Here is a 22,844-nt window from a genome sequence, read left to right on the forward strand (position 1 = left end):
CAATTACAAGGGGCAAGCTCTCACTACACCGCCATGGCCCGCAGAATGATACGCTTTTTTAACATGGGGCTGGCGTCCACCATACTCAAGCCAGTATTGCGCAGCCAGCGCCAGTGCAAATCGCCAGCACCAAACAGAGATTTAAACGCACTCATGGCTTTTAAGGTTGCAGCATTATCCCCGCGGCGACGACGTTCGTAACGCGCCAACACCGAGGCGTGTGCAGGTTCCAGCCCGCGGGACAAGGCACGGTCTACTTCATCGGTGAGAACACGCACATCCTGGAACCCAAGATTCACGCCCTGTCCAGCCAGAGGATGGATACTATGGGCCGCGTCCCCAACCAGCACGGCACCGGGGCCATGATAGCGCTCCGCATGGCGAGCACGCAGAGGAAAAGAAAAGCGCTCACTCACTGATTCGACTTTACCGAGCCGACTTTCGAAAGCTTTTTCCAGATTCAGAGCGAAGGCCTGGTCATCCAACATCAGCAGCTCCCGAGCGAGTGGGTCATCCGCCGACCAGACAACGGCACAGTGATTGTCATCCCCGAGTCCAGCTAGAGGCAGGAATGCCAGGGGGCCACTCTGCAGGAAACGCTGCCAAGCGGTATGGCGATGAGGCTTTTCGCAGCGAGCGACACATACCAGGGCTGCCTGATGATAATCCGTATCCTGGCAGCGAATTCGGAGCAGGTCTCGCACTTTAGAACGAGCGCCATCGGCCCCAATCAGCAGGCGGGTGCGCACTATCTCGGCCCGCTCACGCAACTCTTCTATGTCATTAAGCTGCTCACCACGCGGCTGTAAGTGCCAAAGCCCACAGTCTCGCCACCAACTTTCCAAACGAAAGCCATTGACCAGCTCCACATTCGGCAGTGCCTCAAGCCGGGCCCTCAAAGCAGCAACAATCACATTGTTTTCAACAATATGGCCGAGATTTGGTAATTGCACATCGCGGCTGTTAAACCTTACTGAACCGGTGCCGTCGGCATCCCAGACTCGCATTTCCACATATGGGCAGGCGCGGCGCGCAGAAATCTCCGCCCAGGCACCAACCTCCTCAAGTAACTCCCGTGAAGCTTGAGTTAAAGCCACCACCCGAGGCTCATAATTTTGGGAGGGTTCCGGCACAGTCCCCTCGGAGGCCTCCAGCAGGGCAAGACGCATATCCGGGTGGCGCACCGCCAACAGTGCGGCCTGGGCCATCCCCACCATACCTGCGCCAACAATGGCAAAGTCCAAACGGTGTCTATTCATATTCAAGCCAATTCCGCTGTTGCACCCTCACAAGGGCACCGTTAAAGCCCAAATCCTGCCGCCTGGCTGACAAACTCCGCTCTCAGCGGCGGTACCAGTGTAAGGCCGAGCAAACCCATTTGGCGCACAACTTGCTGAAAGGGGTTCTCTGATGTGAATAGTGACGGTATTTGGTCACTAAACCCAACAGTCAACTGCTGGTCAAAACTGCGACATCGACCATAGGCCCGCAGGCGATCCAATTCTGCTTTTGAACCCTGCGCAGGTTGATCGCCCGCTAAAGTCTGTGCCAGGGCATAGCAGTCGCGCAGAGTCAGGTTAAACCCCTGCCCGGCTACCGGGTGCAGGAAGTGCGCGCAATTACCAACCAAAACCAGGTTGCGGCGCCATTGCTCCCGCGCTAAGGACAGACTGAGCGGGTACCCCTGTAGGGCTCCAGCCCGCTCAAAACGGCCCGCACGCCAGCCAAAATTTTCTTGCAGACGCAGCAGGCGCTCCTCCTCCGACAGCGTAAAGAGGGCCACCGCCTCATTCTCTGGGCAAGCCCACACCAGTGCAGCGCGATGTCGTCCCTGTCGTTGCTGCAAAGGCAATAACGCCATAGGCCCCAAAGCGGTAAAACGCTCAAAAGCGACGCCACCATGGTCCCGCTGTAGACCAACAGTAGTGACCAGGGCCCTCTGTTGGTACTTTACCGTATCAATTTCTATACCCAACTGCCGACATAGGGGCGATTCCACTCCATCGGCAATAACCAGTAACCTGGTGGTCAATTTATATTGAAAGCCCTGCTCAGCGGCACTCCAATTCAGGTGTGCCCCTGCGGAATCCATTCGAACCCGGCTGACCCTTGCGGGAGCCAACAATTGCACCGCTGTATCCGCCAAAGCGCGATGCAGGATCGGCCCAAGCGCAGCATTCTCAATCACAGCACCGAGCATGCCCTGGAAGCTTGCTTGCTGCTGTGTATGGGTGGACAGAGATGCGCCAAAAGAGTGGCCACGGTCACTCACTTGGATACGCTGGATGGGCGCACAATATTCACGTAAGGCGGACCACAAACCCAGCTGTTGGAATAACTGTAAGCTGCCAGCGGCGATAGCTGTGGCGCGGGTGTCAAAGCTGGGCAACTGGACACTGGCAGAGGCATCAGGTAGCGCTCTCTGTTCCAGCAGTGCAACACTCAGCTGAGGGCAAAAATGTGCCAGCATAAGCGCCAGACTGGCACCGGCCATACCCCCACCAACGATAGCCACATCAAATTGTTGACCTGCCTCAGTCATAAAACTCCCCCAGGCTCTCTATCCATCAATGTAAAGGGCCCGTAAGCCGCAAACTCTTAGTGCTATTTTTAGCGGGTCAGTAAATCCCGCCCATGACGCATTGCATATTCGATCTCTTCTACAGACTTTGGCGCTGCGGCGGATAGGACTTCCACCCCTTCGCCAGTTAGGGCCACGTCATCTTCAATGCGAATACCAATTCCCCGAAACTCTGTTGCAACGCTCTTGTCGTTCAAGGGCACATAAATACCCGGCTCGATGGTCATCACCATGCCGGGCTCCAACTGGCGCCAGGCGCCATGTACCCGGTAGTCTCCGACATCGTGTACATCCATTCCCAACCAGTGGCCTACCCGGTGCATATAAAAGCGCTGGTAAGCACCTGCTTCAATCAAACTCACTAAGTCGCCTTGCAACAGCCCCAGATCTACCAACCCCTGAGTAATTACCTCAACGCTAGCTATATGAGGCTCATCCCAATGGTTGCCGGCCTGTACCCGCTCGATGGCAGCCAGCTGCGCGGACAAAACAATTTCATACAGTGCTTTTTGTGCGCCATTAAAACGGCCATTCACCGGATAAGTTCTCGTGATATCCGCCACGTAACCGCGGTACTCACAGCCAGCATCCACTAACACCAGATCGCCATCACTCATCTTTGCCTGGTTGCTGCAATAATGCATAACCAAGGCATTGCGACCACTGCCGACAATGGTTGGGTAGGCCGTCTCTCTTGCACCAGCATCGACAAAGGAATGCAGCAAGGTCGCCTCCAGTTGATATTCATAGAGGCCTGGCTGGCAGCGTGCCATGGCTCGGCGGTGTGCTGTAGCACTGATTTCTGCCGCTTGCGCCATCAGACGCAGTTCCTGCGCGCTCTTAATCAAGCGCAACTCACGCAATTGGTAATCCAAGTCCACCATCTCCGGGGCACCCTTGCTGCCTGGAGCCTCGGTAATATTTTGCAAATAGCTGCGAATACGCCGGTCGAGGTGGGCATAGCGTCCCATGGGAAAATAAATACGTTCACGCCCTTCCAGCAGCCCAGGCAAAATGTCATCGAGATCACCTATCGGAAAAGCATCAGATAAACCAAGCCGCTGCACAGCCTGTTCCGGGCCAAGCCGCGGCCCATCCCACATTTCCTTTTCCGCATCGCACTCACGACAAAACAACAGGGTTTCGCCCTGGGTGCGTCCCGGCACCAGAACCAACAGGGCTTCAGGCTCTTCAAACCCACTCAGGTAGAGAAAATCACTGTCCTGGCGGAAGGGGAAGAAAGTATCGCGGGATCGCAGTTGTTCACCAGCCGAAGAGACAATCGCCAAGCTGTCTGGCGCCAGTTCAGCCATCAGGCGGGCGCGACGACGGATATACTCCGTCTTGCTGATTACCGCTTTTTTTCCGCTATTGGACATTAGTGTACAGTTGGACCGCTATCGGATTGCTTGCCGCGCACTTCGGTGAAGATATTGAGTACCGCGACGCGCACGTACTCCTGTAATTCCAGCAGCTGTTGTTCGTTCTCCTCACTCTCCTCTACATGATCGGCATCTACTTGTGAAATTGCACCAATGTCCTTCAGAGCTTCATCGCTGGTGGGAAGCAGCTTCCCCTTGGCACTACCAATACCGAAACCGTGTAAAAAACCTTCGCACCAATGCCCTAGCGCCAGAGTACGCGCGACAATATCGTCATCGTCACAGAGCACCAGTCGGAAAGAAAAGTCGGTATCACTGAGCTGCTTTTGGCTCTCTTTCGCTAATTGCAGAAAATCCTTGTTTAAATCCGCCGGCACAGCCTCCAAATCGAGAAGTTCCGCCAGTTCATGCTGCCAGCGTTTTTTGTCCGGCTCCGCACCTGCAGCCAATATGCCACAGATAAAGCCGTGCAGTTCACTGGGATCCGCCTGGCCGCCGGCCGAGAGAATAGCATTAGCAAGAAGCTCAAATCGGTTGGTTTCTGATGTCATAGTTACCGTGCAATTTTTCTTGATCGGGATATATTCGATGCGTGCAATAGCAGCAGCATGGAAAAGAACTTGTGTTTTCAGGACAATTTTGTGATTGCCCGCGCAGGTGGAGCGATTGACCCACCTTTTCACCGGCAATATAGTAGCGGAATCCCTCGCAGTCTGTCGTGTTGCGAACCCAGACGTCGACCCCAAACGCAGGAAATATGGATAAGCTGCAAGCGTTAGAAAGCACTGTGGATTCACTGATCGCCCGCTGCCAACAGCTGGCCGAAGACAATCGTGAACTGCGCCGGCAGGAAGCCGACTGGCTACACGAGCGCCAGCGCCTGATAAAAAATAATGAGGCCGCCCGCTCGCGGGTCGAAGCTATGATTAATCGTCTTAAAGGGCTAACGCAAGATTCCTGATGTCTGACTCCGTACCAACATCTGAAACAGTCACCGTATCTATTCTGGGCAAAGAGTACCGTGTGGCCTGTGCAGACCACGAGCGCGCAGGCCTGCAGGCTTCCGCGCACCTTCTGCACGAGCGCATGGCGCGTATCCGCTCAACGGGTACCGTTATTGGCATTGAGCGTATCGCCGTTATGGCCGCACTGAATATTGCTCACGAATTGATCCAGGCCAAAGCGGAATTGAGTAGTATTCCTCTCCAAGAGGAAATGATCGACCGCCTAAAGGACAAAGTACAAAATGCGTTAGGTGAGATAGACCCGGAGCAGGAAACCCAGTCACCGCAAGGATAAAGGTATACGCCGTCCTAATTACAGGCACAACAATTTCCTTTAAATTTCCAGTTAACACCCCCCCCTGCCCAAGTTATAATTAACCTATACCCTGGGGTGTTGGCCAGCAGACTATGTCCTTGAGCCGATAATCTTACCCCGGTGGTTTCCAGCGGGTGCTGGTGCGCAGGTCCGCCATGCAGCGGAAAGCCTTATGTACTCCGGATCCCACCACCTTGAACCTTACGGTTCAAGGCTCCGTCTACAGCCGCACACTCGGGGTTCCTATTTCATCTCCAGTCATTCCCCTACTAATGAGTGAAAATAAAACGCAACTGCGCCAACGTATGCGTGCGGGACGGCGGGGGCTCAGTGCTTATCAGCAGCGTTTGCATGGTCGTGCAGCAATTACCTTATTGAGCCGAATACCACAGATAAAACGCGCCCGCCATATCGGTATGTTTTGGCCTATGGATGGTGAACTGGATGTTCGTCATTTGTTACGGCGTTATCCCAATAAGTATTTTTACTTGCCGGTACTGCCTGTAGAGCCACATCCGCACCTCGGCTTTAGGCGCTGGGCTGGCGAACCATTGTCATTCCGAAATCGCTTTAATATTCCCGAGCCAGTACGCAGCCCCAGTCGAGCACCGAATTTATTGGATTTGGTTCTGGTACCGTTGGTGGCCTTTGACCCCAGCGGCGCCCGCCTGGGTATGGGTGCAGGCTTTTACGACCGAACTTTCGAACACAAACTACTGCTGCCGGGTACCGGGCCACAGCTGATTGGCGCTGCCCACCAACTGCAATGCGTGGAGCAATTGCCGACGGATAATTGGGATATACCTTTGGATATGGTGGTGACAGAAAAGCGTATCTATCGCTGCCGTTAATGTTGGAGTTAAAACAAAAAAGGCCGAACACTTTAAGTATTCGGCCTTTTTTGCTGTTTCGTGGGCAGAGCGCCCCCCGGCATCAGCCTAACGGGTAACCACTCCCTGTTGCAGAGCAGCCGGTGGCTCAGATTCCGAGGCAAATACCTCGGTCAAACCACTGGTGCTCAGCAGAACGCCCGCGACAAAGACAACCACAGCGATTGTCAGCGCATCGGCTTTCATTGGGACCATCCTGTACAATCAATTTTTTTGTTATATGCGTTTCGCCTCGCATATGACCTGAGCCATAGCAAAAGTTCCACGATCAAAGAAGATACTGAAGAATCGGCGTGATAGTAACTGTTTATTGGATAATTTATGCGTTTTTTGTCGCATTTTTACGCAAAGGGGTTCGACAAAGCAGAAATTACAGTCTACACCCCAATAACTTCTGAGACGCTTAACCCAATTAAAGGTTTCTCTTCACCTCAGCTACCCAAGAAAAAGCGGTAAGCTGGATTTTCCGTTTCATCCCAAAAGGGATATTGCAGCTGCTCAAGTAAATCCAAAAGTTCTGTGCGAGCCTCGGGCTCGACTTGCAACCCAACCAATACCCGCCCATACGCAGCACCATGGTTACGATAGTGGAACAAGGTAATATTCCAGCGGCCGGCCAAGTGCTCGAGAAACTTCCGCAAGGCTCCGGGCCGCTCAGGAAATTCAAAGCGGTATACAACTTCATCGTGTAATCCAGGTACCCGCCCACCCACCAAGTGGCGAATATGTAACTTTGCCATCTCATTCTCGGTAAGGTCAGTTACCCGATAACCGCCCTCTTTAAGCTTGTCGACCATCTGGCGCCGATCGTTATCGGTAGCCACCTGCAGGCCAACAAAAATATGTGCCTCTTCATCTCCTGCATAGCGATAATTAAACTCGGTAATAGCCCTGTCACCTAAGTCACGACAAAATCTCAGGTAGCTGCCTGGGCTTTCGGGAATACGAACCGCAAGTACCGCCTCGCGCTTTTCGCCAGTTTCTGTGCGCTCGCTAATATAACGCAGCCGATCGAAGTTGATGTTGGCTCCGCTACAAACAGTGGCGAGAGCCGAATTGCGGCAATCAGTCTGTTCAATAAACCTCTTCAGCCCCGCCAACCCAACAGCCCCAGCCGGCTCGGCGATAGAACGGGTATCCTCAAAAATATCTTTAATCGCTGCACAGATCTCATCGGTACTCACGGTGATCACACCATCCACTGTTTCACTTAGAACTCGGAATGTCTCCTCACCAATTTGCGCTACGGCAACACCATCAGCAAACAACCCTACTTGGGGTAGACGCAAACGCTCTCCACTTTCCAGGGCAACTTTCAAGCATGCGGCATCTTCAGGCTCCACCGCATAAACCTTTGTTTCCGGCCTTACATACTTGATGTAGGTAGCCATGCCGGCAGCCAGCCCACCTCCACCCACGGGAATAAATACAGCTTCAAGGTTGCCAGAGAATTGGCGCAGCATCTCCATAGCCACAGTTCCCTGGCCAGCGATCACATCCGGGTCGTCATAGGGGTGTACAAAAACCAGGTCGTGTTCCTTCACTAGTTTCCTGGCACGCGCGGCAGCCTCATCAAAGGTATCCCCGTGTAATACCACTTCAGCTCCGCGCATTCTCACAGCATTAACTTTGATCAGAGGTGTGGTCTTCGGCATCACAATCGTTGCACGCACCCCCAACTGGGCTGCACCCAATGCCAATCCCTGAGCATGATTGCCAGCCGATGCCGTGATTACCCCACGAGCACGTTGCTCAGGGGGCAGTTGTAACAACTTGTTATAAGCACCGCGAATTTTGAAGGAAAATACTGGCTGCAGGTCTTCCCGCTTGAGCAGAATGCGGTTACCCAGGCGGTGGGATAGCTGGCGCATCGGTTCTAATGGCGTCTCGGTGGCGACATCGTAAATGCGCGCGTCTAAAATGCGCTTGATATAAGACTTGGGCATGATGTGTATCGGCTGCCGTTGCGATTAATTTCTATGCACGACTCAGGAAAGCCTAGTAGCGTAAGCACTGGCAAAACACTCCCAGCACGCGCAACACCGGCAGGCCAGTCTAAGTCTTGATCAGCACAATTGCCAACAATTTGGCCTTATTGCGCTTTTTTTTGTCGAAAGGTAAAAATAAAGCATAAATAATTGCACAGGAAACTATCCAGAGTATGACCCAGGATGAACTGAAGCAGGCCACTGCCCGCGCCGCTATAGACTATATCTCCCCTCGCCTGGAAGCTGACTCCATCGTCGGAGTGGGCACAGGCTCCACAGCCAATTTCTTTATCGACTATCTGGCGGAGATCAAAGGCAAGTTCGACGGTACTGTCGCCAGCTCAGAAGCCTCGGCACAAAGGCTAAAATCTCATGGAATTCCGGTCTATGAGCTGAATAGTGTAGATAGCATCCAATTTTATGTAGACGGTGCCGATGAAGCTAATCCGGCACTGGAACTAGTCAAGGGAGGCGGTGCCGCCCTAACTAGGGAGAAGATTGTCGCGGCTTGTTCCGATGAGTTTATCTGCATCGCCGATGAGAGTAAGTCTGTAAAGATCCTTGGAGACTTTCCACTGCCGGTGGAGGTGATTCCCATGGCGCGCTCCCTGGTAGCCCGAGAGCTGGTCAAGCTCGGCGGCGACCCGGTTTACCGCCAGGGGGTTATTACCGATAACGGCAATGCAATTCTCGATGTGTACAATCTAAAGATCGAACAACCTGTCGCACTGGAAGAAGCAATCAATAATATTACCGGTGTGGTTACCAATGGCATCTTTGCCAAGCGCCCAGCAGACTTGCTACTGCTCGGAACCAGCACCGGAGTCAAAACCATCACCGCCTAACTGTGCAGTAAATTTATGCAAGAAAATAATAAAAAAAATGGGATTCTGGTGGCGCTGCTTGGCGCCACTGTCCTGAGCGTGGGCTGCGCCACTAGCCCACCCAGTAACCCTGACAATATCTGTTCTATTTTCCGCGAGAAAAAAGGCTGGTATGACGACGCCAAGGCGGCAGAGGAGGAATGGGGCTCCCCGGTTGCAGTGATGATGGCAATCCTGCATCAGGAATCGCGCTTCGTACATGATGCGCGCCCACCGCGCAGCAAGATACTGGGCTTTATTCCCGGACCCCGCCCCTCAGATGCCTATGGTTATGCTCAAGCACTGAAAAGTACTTGGCGCGGATATCAACGTTCCACATTTAGTTATGGTGCGGACCGGGATGATTTTGGCGATGCCATAGACTTTGTCGGCTGGTATAACAACACGAGTGCGCGCCGCTGCCAAATCCAGTCCAGAGACAGTTATCACCTGTATCTGGCCTATCACGAAGGACACGGTGGTTTTAATCGACGCAGCTTTAAAAATAAGGCCTGGCTCAAGAAGGTGTCACATAAGGTCTCCGCGCGTGCCCAGCGCTATCAGCAACAACTTAATAGCTGCGAGCAATCCCTAAAGAGGCGCAAGAAATTCCTCGGTCTTTTTTAGGTCCAACCAGTCGAGATCAAAAATTCGCGCGAGTGGCGGGGAAAGGCGCCACGTCCGCGCCGAAACTGGCTACCCTGAAACTAATGTCCCATAGCTGAAAGCACTAAGCTCTCACCTAGTTCCGTACATAACGCCCATTGCCCTAACGTGACGCTGGGTGCTCCCTCTGAGAAGCAAAAGCGTCCACCGACTTTGGAGTGCCCAATGAAGCCCTTTGCCAAATTCCTAACCCTATTTGCCCTGCTGCTCACTGTCCCATTCGTCGCTGCACAACCCGCGTCCCCTCAGGCTAACGCCCCCAAAACCAGTGCCCCCAAGGTATCCTTCAGTGAACCTCAGCTCAAGCAGTTTGCCGACGCCTACCGTTCTATTGTCATGCTGAGTCGGGAATATGCCCCAAAACTTAAGGCTGCTGCTGATATCAAGGAAGCCGAGGCTCTTAATAAAGAGGCCCAAGGCAAAATGATTGCGGCAATCGAGAAAACAGGCTTATCCAAGAGCAAATACCAGGAAATAGCCAACAGCATTAAATCCAACCCGGCACTGTTGGAGAAAGTTAATAAGATACTGCAACAAACCCATACCAAGCCGCAACAATGAATACAGGCGGCACATCAACCTGATGTGCCGCACTAGTCATCCAGGGTGATTTCCAACACCTGGCAAATGGCCGGCAAATTACTTTTCACCCAGACTCGGTCAAAAGACCCCCAGTCTCGCAGCAGATAATAGCCATCGTTGTGGCGCACTCCCTCCTGGACGAATTCCACACGGGTTCCGTGACCAGGCAGCCCCTTGGCGATTATGTCCTGCACTGTGCGGCGCGGCCAACCAGTCACCTCTTCCAGGGCCGGATTATTCGGGCGGGGAATCTGCTCAATTAAGTATGCAATCAACATGCGCCGACAGATTGTCGGATTCAGCTGGCTCTCAACAGTTGCGGACGGCATTTGGCCACTCCCTCATTGGCATGTAGCTTAATTGTTAACCTCTATGACCTTGAGGTCTAGTGATTAGACGACCTCATCCTCTCCCGCCGCAGGCCTTTTTCCAAAGTAAGCGCTTCCAGCGAGCTACCCGATAAGCAATACAACGAAACGGGATAAAATTTTTCGTTTAAACCTAAATAATGAATAAAAACATGTAATTAGCAGCAGAGATTTCAATATTAGAAAAGTGCATCAGGCACATTTCGCGCCGTTCTATTGATCGATAGGGGTCACCTCCCTTATCACTTTGTTACTCCCACCGGCGATAAACCTGACTTTCTGACGCGCATTGCGCATAATCCATGCCTGCACTTGAGCGAAAATATGCAGCTTACAAAATAAAGTTGAGGGCTGAGAGAGTGGAAACTGAAAACCCCAAACTCCACGAGGACCCGGGTATACCTGCCACGGTCGTGCGCGCCCAACTGGTTGGTGCCCACAAAGCAGGATTGGACTGCTTGCAGATACTGCACGACAGCGGTATAGATCCCACCCTGCTTGAGGACCCTGATAACCGCATCAGCCGCGATCAGATGGCCAACCTGCTACGCAGGGAATGGGATCTGCTGAATGACGAATCGGGGGGCTTTCTGGCTCGTCCGTGGCTGCCTGGCACCTTCGCCATGATGGGACATGCCTGTATCAGCTGCCCAAACCTGCGTCGTGCCCTTCTGCGCTCCGGACGGTTTATCAGCATGGTCAGTGATGACCTACATATCAAATTGGTGGAGGATGGCGAGGAAGCTCGCTTGATTATCCATCACACTAATGACAAGAACCTGCCCAACCAGATTTTTGTCGAGTCTATCGCAGTTATATGGCTGCGCTTCTTTAGCTGGTTGATCGATCGCACCATTCTCCTTGAGCGCGTTTTACTGGCCTTCCCTCAGCCGGATTACAACGAAGATTACAGTGAAATGTTTCCCTGTCGGCATTATTTCAATCAAGCCGAGACCTGCTTGGTATTCAGTACTCGCTACCTGCAAATGCCACTGGTGCGCGATGAACAGCAACTGGCCGAATTCTTGTCCCGTGCTCCCGAGTGTCTTCTCACCCAATACAAATCTGACCACAGCTTCACCGGCCGCATTAGGCGTATGCTGCAACAACAAAACAGCATAGAAAACCTATCCCTCGACGATGTAGCCGCACGCTTGTATACATCCCCACAGACGCTTCGCCGAAGACTCAAGGAGGAGGGTAATAGCTGGCAGGATATCAAGGACTCAGTGCGCCGAGATATGGCTGTATACCAGTTAAAACAACAGGAGACTGCAGTAGCAGAAATTGCCGAGCGACTTGGCTTTTCCGAGCCCAGCGCCTTCAACCGCGCCTTTAAAAAGTGGACAGGCCTTGCCCCCGGCGCCTACCGGGAAAAATTCCGCAATGATTAAAGAAAATCCGAAAACTAAATTCTCTTTGGCTTAATGCAAAAATCAGAAAACTAATTGCCCCAAAATACAGCCCCACAAAATTAGCGGGGCTTTTTGCTCCTTTGATTTTCACGAGCTCTGTTATCAATTTTCAGTTGCTAAAAGTTACCACCCGCACGCTGATACGCTCATTGCTCATCTTTCTCTGTTCTCTCTTCTCTGCTTCATCCTCTGGGACCTCCTTGGCAGATCCCATACCGGTAGCAGTAATTCTGTTAGCCGCGATTCCCTTCTGCAAGAGTATCTCCCGCACTACATCTGCACGCTCCTGGGAAATCTCCTGTTCCTGGATTTCATTACCCTCACCCTTTACATGCCCCTCAATAGCAATGCTCAGGTTCGGGTTTTCCTGCATTATTTTTGCCAGAGCATTGATATCAGGTGCCGAAGGATCGAGAATCTTCGCAGTCCCCCCTTCAAATTGAACCCTGAGTGGAAACTCCCGGTCAGGCTCCCGGGCAAAACTCTTCAAATAGTCGCGCAGGTTGCTGGCAAAATCATCCGGTCCAAGTTCCGCCTGGGCATTGCTATCGGTTAATGGGGAGTCTCCAACGGGCTCAGAAGGCGATTCCATAAAAGCCTGCTCCTGAGAAGTCAAAGAGGGGCGATTCTCAGGCGCCTCCTCCCTTCCCTTATCCATGCACATATTCAGCGCATAAAGAGCCACCAATACAAGTAACAGCGGAAAAAACCAGCTGCTGAAACTTACTGGTTTACGCTTTTCACCATTACCATGCAGAGCTTCTGGGCGGGGTTCTTGTGGTTTGGCATGGCCGTGAGTAATCAGTGATGCACCCAATTGATCAAAGCTGGGAACATTTAGGGCTTTGAGCAATGCATCGGGGACTTTGCCCTGGAGAAATTCACGTTGGCCGATCAGGAAAGATGCCAAATCAGAAACATCCATTTTGTGCATCTTTACTTGGCCATTCAGTAAGGATGTAACAATTGGCAGGGCCAACTGGAGCAGGCGGCTGCCATCGCCACTAGGCAATGTCGATGAAGCCAGTTTTTTCACTTCTTCAGTACTGGTACCAAAAACCTTTTGCAACATTCCTGCGCCGGTTTGCAAAATGGCACCGAGTTTGTCTTTGTCAGAAAAACTTTCTGTTACCGTCGAGAGGTCCAGTGCTTCATTATCGGTAATCATATTGAATAAATATCCCATACCGGTTTTGCTGCTGGCTTTATTCAGCATACCGGCCAGGGAATACGCGATACCACTATCCAGTGCCGCTTGGCCTTTCTCTGCCGGAATATTGAGGGCCGAAGCCAGCGCACCAGTGCCCGAAGCACCCAACTGGCTCGCTGCTATTTCCAGTAGATTTTCTGCCATAGCCAAACCTCACTGCCAATATTCGCGCAATCTGCCAATGGCCTTCTCGGGTCCCAGTACGCGAAAAATTCAATATCATTCAAATATTTATTGCGTAATTACCAAGCCTTCGCCCCCAAATTGCACCCGTATTTTCTCTTTACGAAGCAAATTGATCCGCCAAAAAATTTTTGGTGAACAATAAAAAATAGAGCGCCTTATTTGAGTGTACGGCAGCCGAGTCACCGGGTTAGTTTGATTTGGAATAATGAATAAAAATTATCTTCACTCACTTGATAACCACAGCAGACATCTGCGTCACCGTCCCTGTCGTCTTTCATCATTGCACCTAATCTGCACGTAACTATGGTTATACCCACAATCAAAAATAAAGAGGCGAGAACCGTGCCCACAACAGAAGCCTATATTTACGATTCAATCCGCACTCCCCGCGGAAAGGGAAAATCCAGCGGAGCACTACACGAAGTCAAACCCATCACCCTGCTTTCCGGCTTACTGCGAGAATTACAGGGTCGCAACCAATTGGACACCGCCAAGGTCGATGACATCGTCATGGGTTGTGTCACAGCAACCGGCGATCAGGGTGCAGATATTGCTAAGGTGGCCGCTCTCGCCGCTCAATGGAACCAGGATATTGGTGGCGTCACCCTCAACCGCTTCTGTGCATCCGGTGCCGAAGCCGTCAATTTGGCAGCAGCCAAGGTACGCTCAGGTTGGGAGCACCTGGTCGTGGCCGGCGGAGTGGAATCCATGTCCAGAGTGCCAATGGGCAGTGACGGCGGCGCCTGGGCCCTGGACCCTCAAACCGCTATAGACACCAGTTTTGCTCCCCAGGGTATCGGCGCCGACCTGATTGCCACCCTCGGCGGTTTTTCCCGCGAGGATGTGGATAACTTTGCCCTCGAATCACAGCGCAAAGCTGCTGCAGCCTGGGAAAGAGGCGCCTTTGCCAAGTCAATCATTCCAGTACTAGATGAAAATGGCCTGCTAATCCTGGACAGAGACCAGCTTGTGCGGCCCGACACTTCCCTTGAGGGCCTGGCAAACCTAAACCCCTCCTTTGCCGGAATGGGGGACCTGTGCTTCGACAGCATTGCCATTTCCCGTTATCCACAAGTGGAGTCAATTCACCATGTACACACTGCCGGTAATTCCTCAGGGATCGTCGATGGCGCTGCTGCAATCCTGATTGGCAGCGAGCAGGCCGGTCGCGATCTGAGTCTGACACCGCGGGCGCGTATCATTTCCGCAGCTGTTGTTGGCAGCGAACCCACCATCATGCTGACGGGCCCTGCACCGGCCACACGAAAGGCCCTTAAGGCTGCAGGCCTAACCCCGCAGGATATAGACCTCTACGAAGTGAACGAAGCCTTCGCCTCAGTAGTGCTCCGTTTCCAGCACGAGTTGGATATCGATCCACAAAAGCTCAATGTGAATGGCGGCTCTATCGCTATGGGCCACCCACTGGGAGCCACCGGCGCCATGCTGATTGGCACTGTGTTGGACGAACTGGAACAGCGGCAGCAGCGTTACGGCCTTGTGACCTTGTGCGTGGGTGGTGGTATGGGCGTAGCAACCATAATTGAGCGGGTTTAAGGGGGACAAAAAAATGAAATCTATTCGCCTAGAAAAAGACAGCGACAACATTGTCCACCTGATTATGGACAATCCCAATGCGTCGGCCAATGTGATGGACAAAGACTTTACCGACTCTCTCCAAGCCGTAGTGGAACAACTGCAAAAACAGGACTACAAAGGCATCATTGTTCGTTCAGCTAAAAAAACTTTCTTTGCTGGTGGCGACCTTAAATCTCTCTACTCTGCTCAACGAGACGACGCCGAAGCATTTTTTGCCTCATGTGAATCGCTAAAAGCCAACCTGCGCTGGCTGGAAACCCAGGGCAAACCGGTTGTGGCTGCGATTAATGGTGCCGCACTGGGTGGCGGCTGGGAAATTGCCCTTAGCTGCCACCAGCGGATAGCCCTGGATGACGGAGCAGTTAAAATCGGCCTTCCCGAGGTCACGCTTGGCCTTCTTCCCGGTGGTGGTGGCTGTGTACGGATGCCCCGCTTATTGGGTATCCAAAATGCCCTGCCTTTCCTACTCGAGGGCAAGCAGGTGCGAGCAAAACAAGCCCTGGAAGCCGGTCTGCTTCACCAGACAGCCAGCGACGCAGATGACTTGTTAAATAAAGCGCGTGCTTTTATCCAGGCCAGCAGCGATACCCAGGTTTTACAGCCCTGGGATAAGCCCGATTACCGCATGCCTGGCGGGGATGCCAAGAACCCCAAAAATGCCCAGCTGCTAATGATCGCCCCAGCCATGCTGGAAAAGAAAACTCGTGGATGTCTACCTGCTCCCGAGGCAATCCTCGCTACCGTAGTCGAGGGCGCACAGGTAGATTTTGAAACGGCAACACGCATCGAGTCACGTCACTTTGTCGAACTCACATGCGGGCAGGTGGCGAAAAATATGATTGGCACATTCTGGTTTGCTCTCAATGAGCTGAAGGCCGGTGCCTCCCTACCTCAGGACACTCGCAAACTGGAGACTCAGCCTATACAAAAAATTGGGATCTTGGGCGCCGGCATGATGGGCTCTGCAATAGCTTATGCCTGCGCCAGTAAAGGGGTCGAGGTAGTCCTAAAAGATGTCTCTATGGAGGCCGCCCTAAAGGGTAAAAGCTATGCGGAGAACTCTCTGCAAAAGCGCCTGCAGCGCGGTCGTACCGATGAAGTGCGTATGCAATCCATCCTGTCCCGTATCCTCCCCACCGACAACGCGTCTGATCTAACCGGCTGCGAACTGGTAATTGAAGCAGTCTTTGAGGATCGCGAACTAAAAGCCAAAGTCACCCGCGAAGCGGAGGCAGAGTTAAGTAACGACGCTGTCTTCGCATCCAATACGTCAACCTTGCCCATTACTGGGCTTGCGAAAGCGTCAGCACGTCCAAAAAACTTTATTGGCATGCACTTTTTCTCCCCCGCCGACAAAATGCCTCTGGTGGAAATTATCTGCGGAGAGGAAACCGGTGAGGAAACTCTGGCCCAAGCCTTTGCTTTCGTATTGCAAATAGGCAAAACCCCTATTGTAGTTAATGACAGCCGTGGCTTTTTTACTTCAAGGGTATTCGGCTGCTTTACCAATGAAGGGATTGGCATGCTCAGCGAGGGCGTAAACCCCGCCACTATTGAGAACGCTGCTTCCCTAGCAGGATTCCCGGTAGGTCCCTTGGCAGTTAGCGATGAGGTTTCCTTAACACTAATGGGAAAAATTCGTCAGCAAACTATCAACGATTTACAAAAAGAAGGGAAAACAGCTCCTACTCATCCAGCCGACGCCGCGATAGACCATATGTTGGAACTAGGCCGTGCCGGTAAAGCTGCGGGTGGCGGGTTTTACTCCTACCCAGAAGGCGGCAAAAAACACTTATGGGCAGGACTACATCAGGAGTTCCCGCTCTCTAATCAACCGCCAATAGAAGATATCAAAGAGCGCCTGCTATTTATCATGGCGCTAGAAACCTTGCGCTGCTATGAAGAGAAAGTACTGCGCAGTGTGCGAGATGCAAATATCGGCTCCATTTTTGGTATTGGCTTCCCACCCTGGACAGGTGGATCCCTGCAATATATCAATCAGTATGGCGTTGCTAAGTTTGCCCAGCGTGCGCAGCAGCTTGCGGAAGCTTATGGAGAAAGATTTTCTCCTCCGGCAGTATTGATAGAACTGGCAGAATCCAGGGAAAGCCTGAAAGACAAAGAGTAATTCCAGAAGCAGTATTTACGTACCTTTCAAACCCGTGGCCCGCAAGGTGCCGCGGGGTCAGTATTTCTGCAACAATACCTTTCTCACACAAAACCAATACAAATGAGACTATTTTTATACTGATCTAAGCACTTACTATTATCCGAAGTTCCAGATAATAACGAATAAAGATGGAGTAACTGATGATACCGAGAACTGTTTACAACGAAGAACATGAGCAATTTCGCGATACAGTGCGTAAGTTCCTCGAAAATGAAGCCATCCCCTACCATGGCCAGTGGGAAAAAGATGGGCAAGTCGATCGTGCTTTATGGAATAAAGCTGGAGAGATGGGGTTCTTATGCCCGCAAATTCCAGAGGCTTATGGCGGCTTGGAACTGGACTACGGTTACAACTCCATTCTCGATGAAGAAGTTGCCCGCGCCGGATTGTCAGGTATTGGCTGGGGACTTCATTCGAATATAGCCGTGCCTTATATCATCAAATATGGTACAGAAGAGCAGAAGAAAAGATTGCTGCCCAAGTGCATTAGCGGTGAGATAGTTACCGCAATTGCCATGACTGAACCCGGCGCAGGCTCAGACTTGCAGGGAGTGAAAACCACAGCCATCAAACAGGACGATCACTACCTGCTCAATGGCTCTAAAACATTTATTACCAACGGCCAGCATGCTGACCTCGTCATAGTAGTTGCTAAAACTGATCCCAGTGAAGGGGCCTCTGGAGTTAGCCTACTATTAGTGGATGCAGACTCTCCAGGGTTCAAGAGGGGCACCAACCTGGAAAAAATTGGTATGAAAGCCCAGGATACCTCCGAGCTATTTTTTGATGATGTAAAGGTACCGGTAGAAAATTTGTTGGGAGCCGAGGGCCAGGGATTTATCTACCTAATGCAGGAATTACCTCAAGAGCGCCTCAGCGTGGCCATCTTTGCAATGGCCAATGCTGAAGCCGCCCTGCAGTGGACTCTCGACTATGTGCGAGAGCGCAAAGCTTTTGGAAAACCTATCTCGGCTTTCCAGAATACACAATTTAAATTAGCTGAACTCGACAGTGAACTCACTGCACTGCGTGTTTTTGTAGACCGCTGTTTGGAGCTACATTATGAGAAAAGGCTCGATGTCGCTACCGCCGCCAAAGCAAAATTACTCAGTACTGATTTTCAGTGTAAATTACTTGATGAATGTGTTCAGTTACATGGCGGTTTCGGCTATATGTGGGAGTACCCCATTGCCCGTGCCTGGGCGGATGCTCGTGTCCAGCGTATTTATGCAGGTACCAATGAGATCATGAAACTGATTATTTCACGCGAACTCCTTCGCGATACCTGATCACCAGTAGCGGATTAGCTGCCTGCTTATCGGCTAGTCCTCTCACAGTACAATGCACTATCGCTAATAACTTCTGATCTCGAACTACCACGAGACCAGATTATTCACATAATCATATAAAGATAAAACAGGCTTGCGATGCTATGAAAGATCAGAATGCCCCCCTGCAAGGCCTCAAGATACTTGATTTCTCCACCCTTTTACCGGGTCCCTATGCCACTATGTTATTGGCCGATATGGGGGCTGATGTTTTACGGGTCGAGTCCCCAACGCGTCCAGATATGTTGCGCAGCTTCCCACCCATGGTTGATACTAAGCATCCCCTTTCAGCGGCGCACGCTACAATCAATCGTAATAAAAAATCCCTGGCACTTGATCTAAAAAAACCGGAAGCAAGGGAGGTTATTCGCCGTTTACTTGGGAAATACGATATTGTCATTGAGCAATTTCGACCCGGTGTTATGGATAGGCTTGGATTTGGATATGAGTCCCTTCAAATCATCCGCCCAGATATCATTTATTGCTCAATCACCGGATACGGGCAAACAGGCCCACTGAAACAGCGCGCCGGTCACGATATCAATTACCTGGCTCGCTGCGGCCTAGCCAGCTATTCAGGCAGGAGTAAAAGCGGCCCCAGCCTAAGTGGTATGCAAATTGCCGATATTGCTGGTGGTTCGCACCACGCGGTAATGGCGATTCTGGCCGCTGTATATAAGCGTCAGCAAACCAATAGCGGGACATATATTGATATCAGCATGACCGACTGCGCATTTGCCCTAAATGCCATTAGCGGAGCTAATGCCCTGACTGAAAGTTGTGATCCGAAGCTGGAAATGGAACTTCTTAATGGTGGTAGCTTCTATGATTATTATCAAACTGCGGATGATCGTCACCTGGCCGTGGGTAGCCTGGAACCGCAATTTGCTGAGGCATTTTTTGTAGGCATAGGTCATCCAGAGTGGGAAGACCGTATATTTGATGAAACTCAAAAAAATCAACTTAAACAAGATATTGCCAACATTATTATCCAGCGTGAGCTTATAGAATGGATACGTGTTTTTGAAAAAAGCGACGCCTGTGTAGAACCCGTGCTCAGCTTCAATGAAGCCGCTGAAAGTTCTCTAATGCAAGAACGCAAAATGCTAAGTGTGGCATTAACAGCTAACGGAAATAGGGTCAAGCAAATAAATACCCCTTTTCATTTTGGCAATGAAAAAAGTCAACAACATATAGCAGGCGCAGATCTTGGTGAGCACAGCGAAGGTATATTATTGTCTTTGGGATTCACCCAGGACGAAGTAAAGCAAATCTGTGCTCAAAGCACTTCTTGCTAAAGACTCAGGAATAACTGGTCGTCTTTAGCAGTTCTCAATATGGACAAGCTATGACTCATAGAAATAAAGGGCTTACAGGCTAGCTAGTGCAAACTAGCTCTTAATCATCATTTTATGAAAGGAAGTACAAGTTATTAACTATTTTCAGTGTCGATTTGTTAATCAGCTCAACAATCACTGGATCTAAGAATCAGGCTCACAAAAAACAGATTCTTCCGATCACACCTAATACTGCGCTCTACCCTCTCAATTGTATTTATGGTACTGCTTGGGCATAATTTAACGTGATAAAAATAACCCTAGGATTCGAGATTTATGACAAATCCTTTCTGGCGATTTATCGCCGCCCGGAGGGCGATTTTTCGCAAGTCCTCCTACCTTCGCGTTACCGGTTGGCTTGAATCATTTAAGCGTGGCTACCCTTGTGATGTAGATGGCAATGCTCTTCCATGGATGAATTATCCTGTAATTCACTTTCTCAAAGAGCGCCTAAGTAAAGATATCAATGTATTTGAGTTTGGAAGTGGTTTTTCAACCCGATTTTATGCCGAGCGGGTATCTTCAATACAAAGTGTGGAAGACAATCCCAAGTGGTTTGAAACAATGGCTAAGCAATTACCAGATAATGCCAAAGTCATTTTGCAAGAGGCGGATGAAGATGGAGAGTATTGCCGGTCAATCAACAAATTTGAACAGAATTTCCAGCTTGTGGTAGTGGATGGACGTGACCGGGTAAACTGCTTTAAACAAAGCTTATCTCGCTTAACCGGTGACGGGGTCATATTGCTGGATGATTCATCCCGCAGTAAATATTCTCCAGCTATTGATCTTGGAAAATCTGCTGGATTTAAAGTTCTTCACTTTGAGGGGATTAAACCCACGACAACAGGTTTACACCGCACCAGTTTGTTTTATCGATCGGAAAATTGCCTGGGTCTATAATCAAGATCATTTAGCTCCGAAATAAAGTTAGTTACAACTTATCTACTCAGCCTAAAAAATAAGAAAACTATCAATGTCTCCCCATTTTAACTGGGGAGACAATGGATTTGAGAACTTCATCATTCTCAAACGGGACACCGGTTGAGTCAGAATACCTGGTCAGCATATTGAACCAACTTAACAGAAAGATTGCCCTGCAGGCCATGTCATAGGTTCCATAATGATCCACAAAGGCCTTCACTGAATCTTCAGACATTTTTGCGTTATTGGTTATTTCATCACAGGCCTTGCAAAGCACCTGATGCCAGGTTTCCAGAGGGCCTAAATCATCAGAAAGCACTATATCAACAATTTCTTGAGGGAGTGCAGCGGTCTTTCGATGAAAATTTATTTCATACTGAGAATCATTATCCTTACAAATACGATAAAGAATAATTTCCCGATCATCATCCGGCAAATAATCATCACTAAATAACGCAGAAACTACCGAATATATTTCGGGTGCAATTCCAGTCCTAGCTAGCATTAATGCGATATTGACAGGTGGTAAACCCTGCAATAACTCTTGAGTTTTATTGTCGAAGTCCTGTACTGAAGCCAACGGTATTCTGCTCATAAGGCGCTCCACAAATGACTACTTGGACAAATTAAAGAGTTTATTTTTATAATCCATCCCGAGCGACCATCGTATTGTAGGACCAACTGAAAATTAATCCCTTTTTCAAATAGTTACTCACATATAAATTATAAAATGACTGCAGCGGTAAAAATATCTTTTGTATAACCGGCAACTCACTACCAGGCTAACTGTTTAAGCCCGAAGAATAAGCAACAATGTATTCCCCTCTGGAAAAAAGTTCTTGAATCATCTTCGATGATTCATTAGGGTATATGGTTAAAATAAGTATCCACGTCCTGAATCTCCATATCTTATACTTCGATTGGAGCCATTTACGCCGATGAATTAAACCCGCACTCTATTGCGGTCCCTTTTAATCCTATGCAGGTGATTAATCCTATGCAGGTGGCGTAATTTCGACAAGAATATATCTTCCCTGAAAGTAGAAATACGCTGCCCAATTCGATCATCGGAGGGCATATGATAGCTATTTGTACTATTGAAAACCTTTCTCTAGCATTTGGAGATACATCTCTTTTCCAAAAAATGAATTTGGAATGACCTCCCGGTATGATCGGTCTAGTTGCGCCAATGGTTATGGTAAATCCACTTCTAAAAATACTCTGCGGGCAAACCTCAGCTGATAGCGATAGGGTATCCTGGATAAGGCCCTACCACATGGTACAATAACCTAATGATCATCCTGAATTAAAGATCGTCGATTGTCTCGAACAAGGAAAGCTGTACGATATTTTTTAAGGTTAGAACGGGGGCATAAATCAGAAAATGATCTGATATCTTTAGCAGACTATTGGCACCTACCTCTTACTTGGCAGTACCAGCTAGAAGAGGCAAATATTATTGCTCCATTAGATACTTCCTTAAAAAAATTGAGCGGTGGACAGAGAGCCAGATTACTCCTTTCCCATGCATTTTCACTTTCAAATAACTTCCTGCTTATAGATGAACCTAGCAATCACCTTGATGAGAATGGATGTAAATGGTTACGAGAAAAAATAATCAAGCATATAGGAGGAATATTAACAGCCTAAGATTTTATGGAGATGAATGCAGCACTTATATACAATAAAAAGAAGTGGAACAAACTGCTCTACTTCAAAAAGCAGAGGGTAATCGAAAAGCGTTAGACCAATTAAATAAAGTTAGACAGCAAAATATTAATAAATATGTCATTAGGCAACAGCAGGGTAAAAACAAAAGGAAACCTCAGAGTATGAGTCTTATGGATGCACAGAAAGATCGTGCAGAAAAAGGCCCTGGGAAATTAAAGCGTAATCTGGAGCAACGCCAATTACTGTTAGAAGCAAATCGAGATGGGATAAAAAACATCTACAATTGATTCACAAAGATTAAGACTACCGAAACTAACTCTCATTAATTGGAATTCTAGAAAGACGATACAATTACATATCGAAGATT

23 protein-coding genes and 1 other RNA gene are annotated in these 22,844 nt (G+C 49.9%); 15 read left to right on the top strand and 9 right to left on the bottom strand.

What is annotated here, in order from left to right:
* Nucleotides 1–23: 23 nt before the first annotated feature.
* The 4 genes from ACJJJB_RS17330 to ACJJJB_RS17345 all read right to left on the bottom strand — a co-directional run bounded on the left by ACJJJB_RS17330 (nt 24) and on the right by ACJJJB_RS17345 (nt 4,646).
* Complete coding sequence (locus ACJJJB_RS17330) at nt 24–1,259, bottom strand: UbiH/UbiF/VisC/COQ6 family ubiquinone biosynthesis hydroxylase (protein WP_020414258.1); 1,236 nt, start codon at nt 1,257–1,259, stop codon at nt 24–26.
* Nucleotides 1,260–1,300: 41 nt separating this feature from the next.
* Nucleotides 1,301–2,542 (bottom strand): FAD-dependent monooxygenase, encoded by a 1,242-nt coding sequence (locus tag ACJJJB_RS17335; protein ID WP_444946029.1) that lies wholly within the window; start codon nt 2,540–2,542, stop codon nt 1,301–1,303.
* A 68-nt stretch (nt 2,543–2,610) separates the two neighbouring features.
* On the bottom strand, nt 2,611–3,960 hold the full coding sequence (locus ACJJJB_RS17340) for an aminopeptidase P N-terminal domain-containing protein (RefSeq protein WP_282952245.1): 1,350 nt from the start codon (nt 3,958–3,960) through the stop codon (nt 2,611–2,613).
* Nucleotides 3,960–4,646: a UPF0149 family protein gene (locus ACJJJB_RS17345; RefSeq protein WP_020414255.1), complete on the bottom strand. Its 687-nt coding sequence runs from the start codon at nt 4,644–4,646 to the stop codon at nt 3,960–3,962. The genes ACJJJB_RS17340 and ACJJJB_RS17345 overlap by 1 nt, the downstream gene beginning before the upstream one ends.
* Nucleotides 4,647–4,720: 74 nt before the next feature.
* Between ACJJJB_RS17345 and ACJJJB_RS17350 the strand changes: the two genes are divergently transcribed.
* The 4 genes from ACJJJB_RS17350 to ACJJJB_RS17365 all read left to right on the top strand — a co-directional run bounded on the left by ACJJJB_RS17350 (nt 4,721) and on the right by ACJJJB_RS17365 (nt 6,134).
* A complete protein-coding gene (locus ACJJJB_RS17350; protein ID WP_445365230.1) occupies nt 4,721–4,924 on the top strand; it encodes a TIGR02449 family protein in 204 nt (67 codons plus the stop codon).
* Nucleotides 4,924–5,262, top strand: a complete 339-nt coding sequence (locus ACJJJB_RS17355) for a cell division protein ZapA (RefSeq protein ID WP_020414253.1) — start codon at nt 4,924–4,926, stop codon at nt 5,260–5,262. Before ACJJJB_RS17350 ends, ACJJJB_RS17355 begins: the two co-directional genes overlap by 1 nt.
* A gap of 85 nt (nt 5,263–5,347) precedes the next feature.
* Nucleotides 5,348–5,528, top strand: a non-coding RNA gene (gene ssrS / locus ACJJJB_RS17360) — 6S RNA.
* A 27-nt stretch (nt 5,529–5,555) separates the two neighbouring features.
* On the top strand, nt 5,556–6,134 hold the full coding sequence (locus ACJJJB_RS17365) for a 5-formyltetrahydrofolate cyclo-ligase (RefSeq protein WP_020414252.1): 579 nt from the start codon (nt 5,556–5,558) through the stop codon (nt 6,132–6,134).
* A gap of 87 nt (nt 6,135–6,221) precedes the next feature.
* Here ACJJJB_RS17365 and ACJJJB_RS17370 read toward each other — a convergent pair whose 3' ends face one another.
* A complete protein-coding gene (locus tag ACJJJB_RS17370) occupies nt 6,222–6,359 on the bottom strand; it encodes a hypothetical protein (RefSeq protein ID WP_157533578.1) in 138 nt (45 codons plus the stop codon).
* Nucleotides 6,360–6,604: 245 nt separating this feature from the next.
* Nucleotides 6,605–8,119: a threonine ammonia-lyase, biosynthetic gene (gene ilvA, locus ACJJJB_RS17375; RefSeq protein WP_445365231.1), complete on the bottom strand. Its 1,515-nt coding sequence runs from the start codon at nt 8,117–8,119 to the stop codon at nt 6,605–6,607.
* Between the two features lie 215 nt (nt 8,120–8,334).
* On the opposite strand from ilvA, the gene rpiA reads away from it, so the two are divergent.
* The 3 genes from rpiA (at nt 8,335) to ACJJJB_RS17390 (ending at nt 10,251) form a co-directional block, all read left to right on the top strand.
* Nucleotides 8,335–9,006, top strand: coding sequence for a ribose-5-phosphate isomerase RpiA (rpiA, locus tag ACJJJB_RS17380; RefSeq protein WP_020414249.1), 672 nt, complete (start codon nt 8,335–8,337; stop codon nt 9,004–9,006).
* Between the two features lie 15 nt (nt 9,007–9,021).
* Nucleotides 9,022–9,651 carry a transglycosylase SLT domain-containing protein gene (locus tag ACJJJB_RS17385; protein WP_445365232.1) on the top strand — a complete coding sequence of 210 codons (630 nt, stop codon included), beginning with the start codon at nt 9,022–9,024 and terminating at the stop codon, nt 9,649–9,651.
* Nucleotides 9,652–9,855: 204 nt separating this feature from the next.
* On the top strand, nt 9,856–10,251 hold the full coding sequence (locus tag ACJJJB_RS17390) for a DUF4168 domain-containing protein (protein WP_020414247.1): 396 nt from the start codon (nt 9,856–9,858) through the stop codon (nt 10,249–10,251).
* 32 nt (nt 10,252–10,283) lie between these two features.
* Here the strand turns inward: ACJJJB_RS17390 and ACJJJB_RS17395 are convergent, their stop codons facing one another.
* Complete coding sequence (locus ACJJJB_RS17395) at nt 10,284–10,601, bottom strand: helix-turn-helix domain-containing protein (protein WP_020414246.1); 318 nt, start codon at nt 10,599–10,601, stop codon at nt 10,284–10,286.
* A 398-nt stretch (nt 10,602–10,999) separates the two neighbouring features.
* Here ACJJJB_RS17395 and ACJJJB_RS17400 point away from each other — a divergent pair, with 398 nt between their 5' ends.
* Complete coding sequence (locus ACJJJB_RS17400) at nt 11,000–12,034, top strand: AraC family transcriptional regulator (protein ID WP_245556709.1); 1,035 nt, start codon at nt 11,000–11,002, stop codon at nt 12,032–12,034.
* Between the two features lie 130 nt (nt 12,035–12,164).
* Here the strand turns inward: ACJJJB_RS17400 and ACJJJB_RS17405 are convergent, their stop codons facing one another.
* Complete coding sequence (locus ACJJJB_RS17405; protein WP_444902524.1) at nt 12,165–13,409, bottom strand: OmpA family protein; 1,245 nt, start codon at nt 13,407–13,409, stop codon at nt 12,165–12,167.
* A gap of 384 nt (nt 13,410–13,793) precedes the next feature.
* Here ACJJJB_RS17405 and ACJJJB_RS17410 point away from each other — a divergent pair, with 384 nt between their 5' ends.
* The 5 genes from ACJJJB_RS17410 to ACJJJB_RS17430 all read left to right on the top strand — a co-directional run bounded on the left by ACJJJB_RS17410 (nt 13,794) and on the right by ACJJJB_RS17430 (nt 20,785).
* Nucleotides 13,794–15,005: an acetyl-CoA C-acetyltransferase gene (locus tag ACJJJB_RS17410; RefSeq protein ID WP_445365233.1), complete on the top strand. Its 1,212-nt coding sequence runs from the start codon at nt 13,794–13,796 to the stop codon at nt 15,003–15,005.
* A gap of 13 nt (nt 15,006–15,018) precedes the next feature.
* Nucleotides 15,019–17,175, top strand: a complete 2,157-nt coding sequence (locus tag ACJJJB_RS17415; RefSeq protein WP_353375532.1) for a 3-hydroxyacyl-CoA dehydrogenase NAD-binding domain-containing protein — start codon at nt 15,019–15,021, stop codon at nt 17,173–17,175.
* A gap of 182 nt (nt 17,176–17,357) precedes the next feature.
* On the top strand, nt 17,358–18,506 hold the full coding sequence (locus ACJJJB_RS17420) for an acyl-CoA dehydrogenase family protein (protein WP_020414241.1): 1,149 nt from the start codon (nt 17,358–17,360) through the stop codon (nt 18,504–18,506).
* 143 nt (nt 18,507–18,649) lie between these two features.
* Nucleotides 18,650–19,843, top strand: coding sequence for a CaiB/BaiF CoA transferase family protein (locus ACJJJB_RS17425; RefSeq protein ID WP_353375531.1), 1,194 nt, complete (start codon nt 18,650–18,652; stop codon nt 19,841–19,843).
* Nucleotides 19,844–20,158: 315 nt separating this feature from the next.
* The gene (locus ACJJJB_RS17430) at nt 20,159–20,785 is read left to right on the top strand and encodes a hypothetical protein (RefSeq protein WP_020414239.1); all 627 of its coding nucleotides are present in this window, start codon (nt 20,159–20,161) and stop codon (nt 20,783–20,785) included.
* 70 nt (nt 20,786–20,855) lie between these two features.
* Here the strand turns inward: ACJJJB_RS17430 and ACJJJB_RS17435 are convergent, their stop codons facing one another.
* The gene (locus ACJJJB_RS17435) at nt 20,856–21,401 is read right to left on the bottom strand and encodes a carboxymuconolactone decarboxylase family protein (protein ID WP_020414238.1); all 546 of its coding nucleotides are present in this window, start codon (nt 21,399–21,401) and stop codon (nt 20,856–20,858) included.
* A 725-nt stretch (nt 21,402–22,126) separates the two neighbouring features.
* On the opposite strand from ACJJJB_RS17435, the gene ACJJJB_RS17440 reads away from it, so the two are divergent.
* Both ACJJJB_RS17440 and ACJJJB_RS17445 read left to right on the top strand, forming a co-directional pair.
* A complete protein-coding gene (locus tag ACJJJB_RS17440; RefSeq protein WP_445365234.1) occupies nt 22,127–22,456 on the top strand; it encodes an ATP-binding cassette domain-containing protein in 330 nt (109 codons plus the stop codon).
* A gap of 44 nt (nt 22,457–22,500) precedes the next feature.
* Complete coding sequence (locus ACJJJB_RS17445) at nt 22,501–22,764, top strand: hypothetical protein (RefSeq protein ID WP_282952239.1); 264 nt, start codon at nt 22,501–22,503, stop codon at nt 22,762–22,764.
* Nucleotides 22,765–22,844 lie beyond the last annotated feature (80 nt).

The organism is Microbulbifer variabilis, from assembly GCF_052468405.1.

Bases quoted from the DNA above. Each gene is read 5' to 3' on its own strand.
- ACJJJB_RS17330 (WP_020414258.1), bottom strand. From the start codon at position 1,259: ATGAATAGACACCGTTTGGACTTTGCCATTGTTGGCGCAGGTATGGTG.
- ACJJJB_RS17335 (WP_444946029.1), bottom strand. From the start codon at position 2,542: ATGACTGAGGCAGGTCAACAATTTGATGTGGCTATCGTTGGTGGGGGT.
- ACJJJB_RS17340 (WP_282952245.1), bottom strand. From the start codon at position 3,960: ATGTCCAATAGCGGAAAAAAAGCGGTAATCAGCAAGACGGAGTATATC.
- ACJJJB_RS17350 (WP_445365230.1), top strand. From the start codon at position 4,721: ATGGATAAGCTGCAAGCGTTAGAAAGCACTGTGGATTCACTGATCGCC.
- ACJJJB_RS17355 (WP_020414253.1), top strand. From the start codon at position 4,924: ATGTCTGACTCCGTACCAACATCTGAAACAGTCACCGTATCTATTCTG.
- ACJJJB_RS17365 (WP_020414252.1), top strand. From the start codon at position 5,556: ATGAGTGAAAATAAAACGCAACTGCGCCAACGTATGCGTGCGGGACGG.
- ACJJJB_RS17370 (WP_157533578.1), bottom strand. From the start codon at position 6,359: ATGAAAGCCGATGCGCTGACAATCGCTGTGGTTGTCTTTGTCGCGGGC.
- ilvA (WP_445365231.1), bottom strand. From the start codon at position 8,119: ATGCCCAAGTCTTATATCAAGCGCATTTTAGACGCGCGCATTTACGAT.
- rpiA (WP_020414249.1), top strand. From the start codon at position 8,335: ATGACCCAGGATGAACTGAAGCAGGCCACTGCCCGCGCCGCTATAGAC.
- ACJJJB_RS17385 (WP_445365232.1), top strand. From the start codon at position 9,022: ATGCAAGAAAATAATAAAAAAAATGGGATTCTGGTGGCGCTGCTTGGC.
- ACJJJB_RS17390 (WP_020414247.1), top strand. From the start codon at position 9,856: ATGAAGCCCTTTGCCAAATTCCTAACCCTATTTGCCCTGCTGCTCACT.
- ACJJJB_RS17395 (WP_020414246.1), bottom strand. From the start codon at position 10,601: ATGCCGTCCGCAACTGTTGAGAGCCAGCTGAATCCGACAATCTGTCGG.
- ACJJJB_RS17405 (WP_444902524.1), bottom strand. From the start codon at position 13,409: ATGGCAGAAAATCTACTGGAAATAGCAGCGAGCCAGTTGGGTGCTTCG.
- ACJJJB_RS17415 (WP_353375532.1), top strand. From the start codon at position 15,019: ATGAAATCTATTCGCCTAGAAAAAGACAGCGACAACATTGTCCACCTG.
- ACJJJB_RS17420 (WP_020414241.1), top strand. From the start codon at position 17,358: ATGATACCGAGAACTGTTTACAACGAAGAACATGAGCAATTTCGCGAT.
- ACJJJB_RS17425 (WP_353375531.1), top strand. From the start codon at position 18,650: ATGAAAGATCAGAATGCCCCCCTGCAAGGCCTCAAGATACTTGATTTC.
- ACJJJB_RS17430 (WP_020414239.1), top strand. From the start codon at position 20,159: ATGACAAATCCTTTCTGGCGATTTATCGCCGCCCGGAGGGCGATTTTT.
- ACJJJB_RS17435 (WP_020414238.1), bottom strand. From the start codon at position 21,401: ATGAGCAGAATACCGTTGGCTTCAGTACAGGACTTCGACAATAAAACT.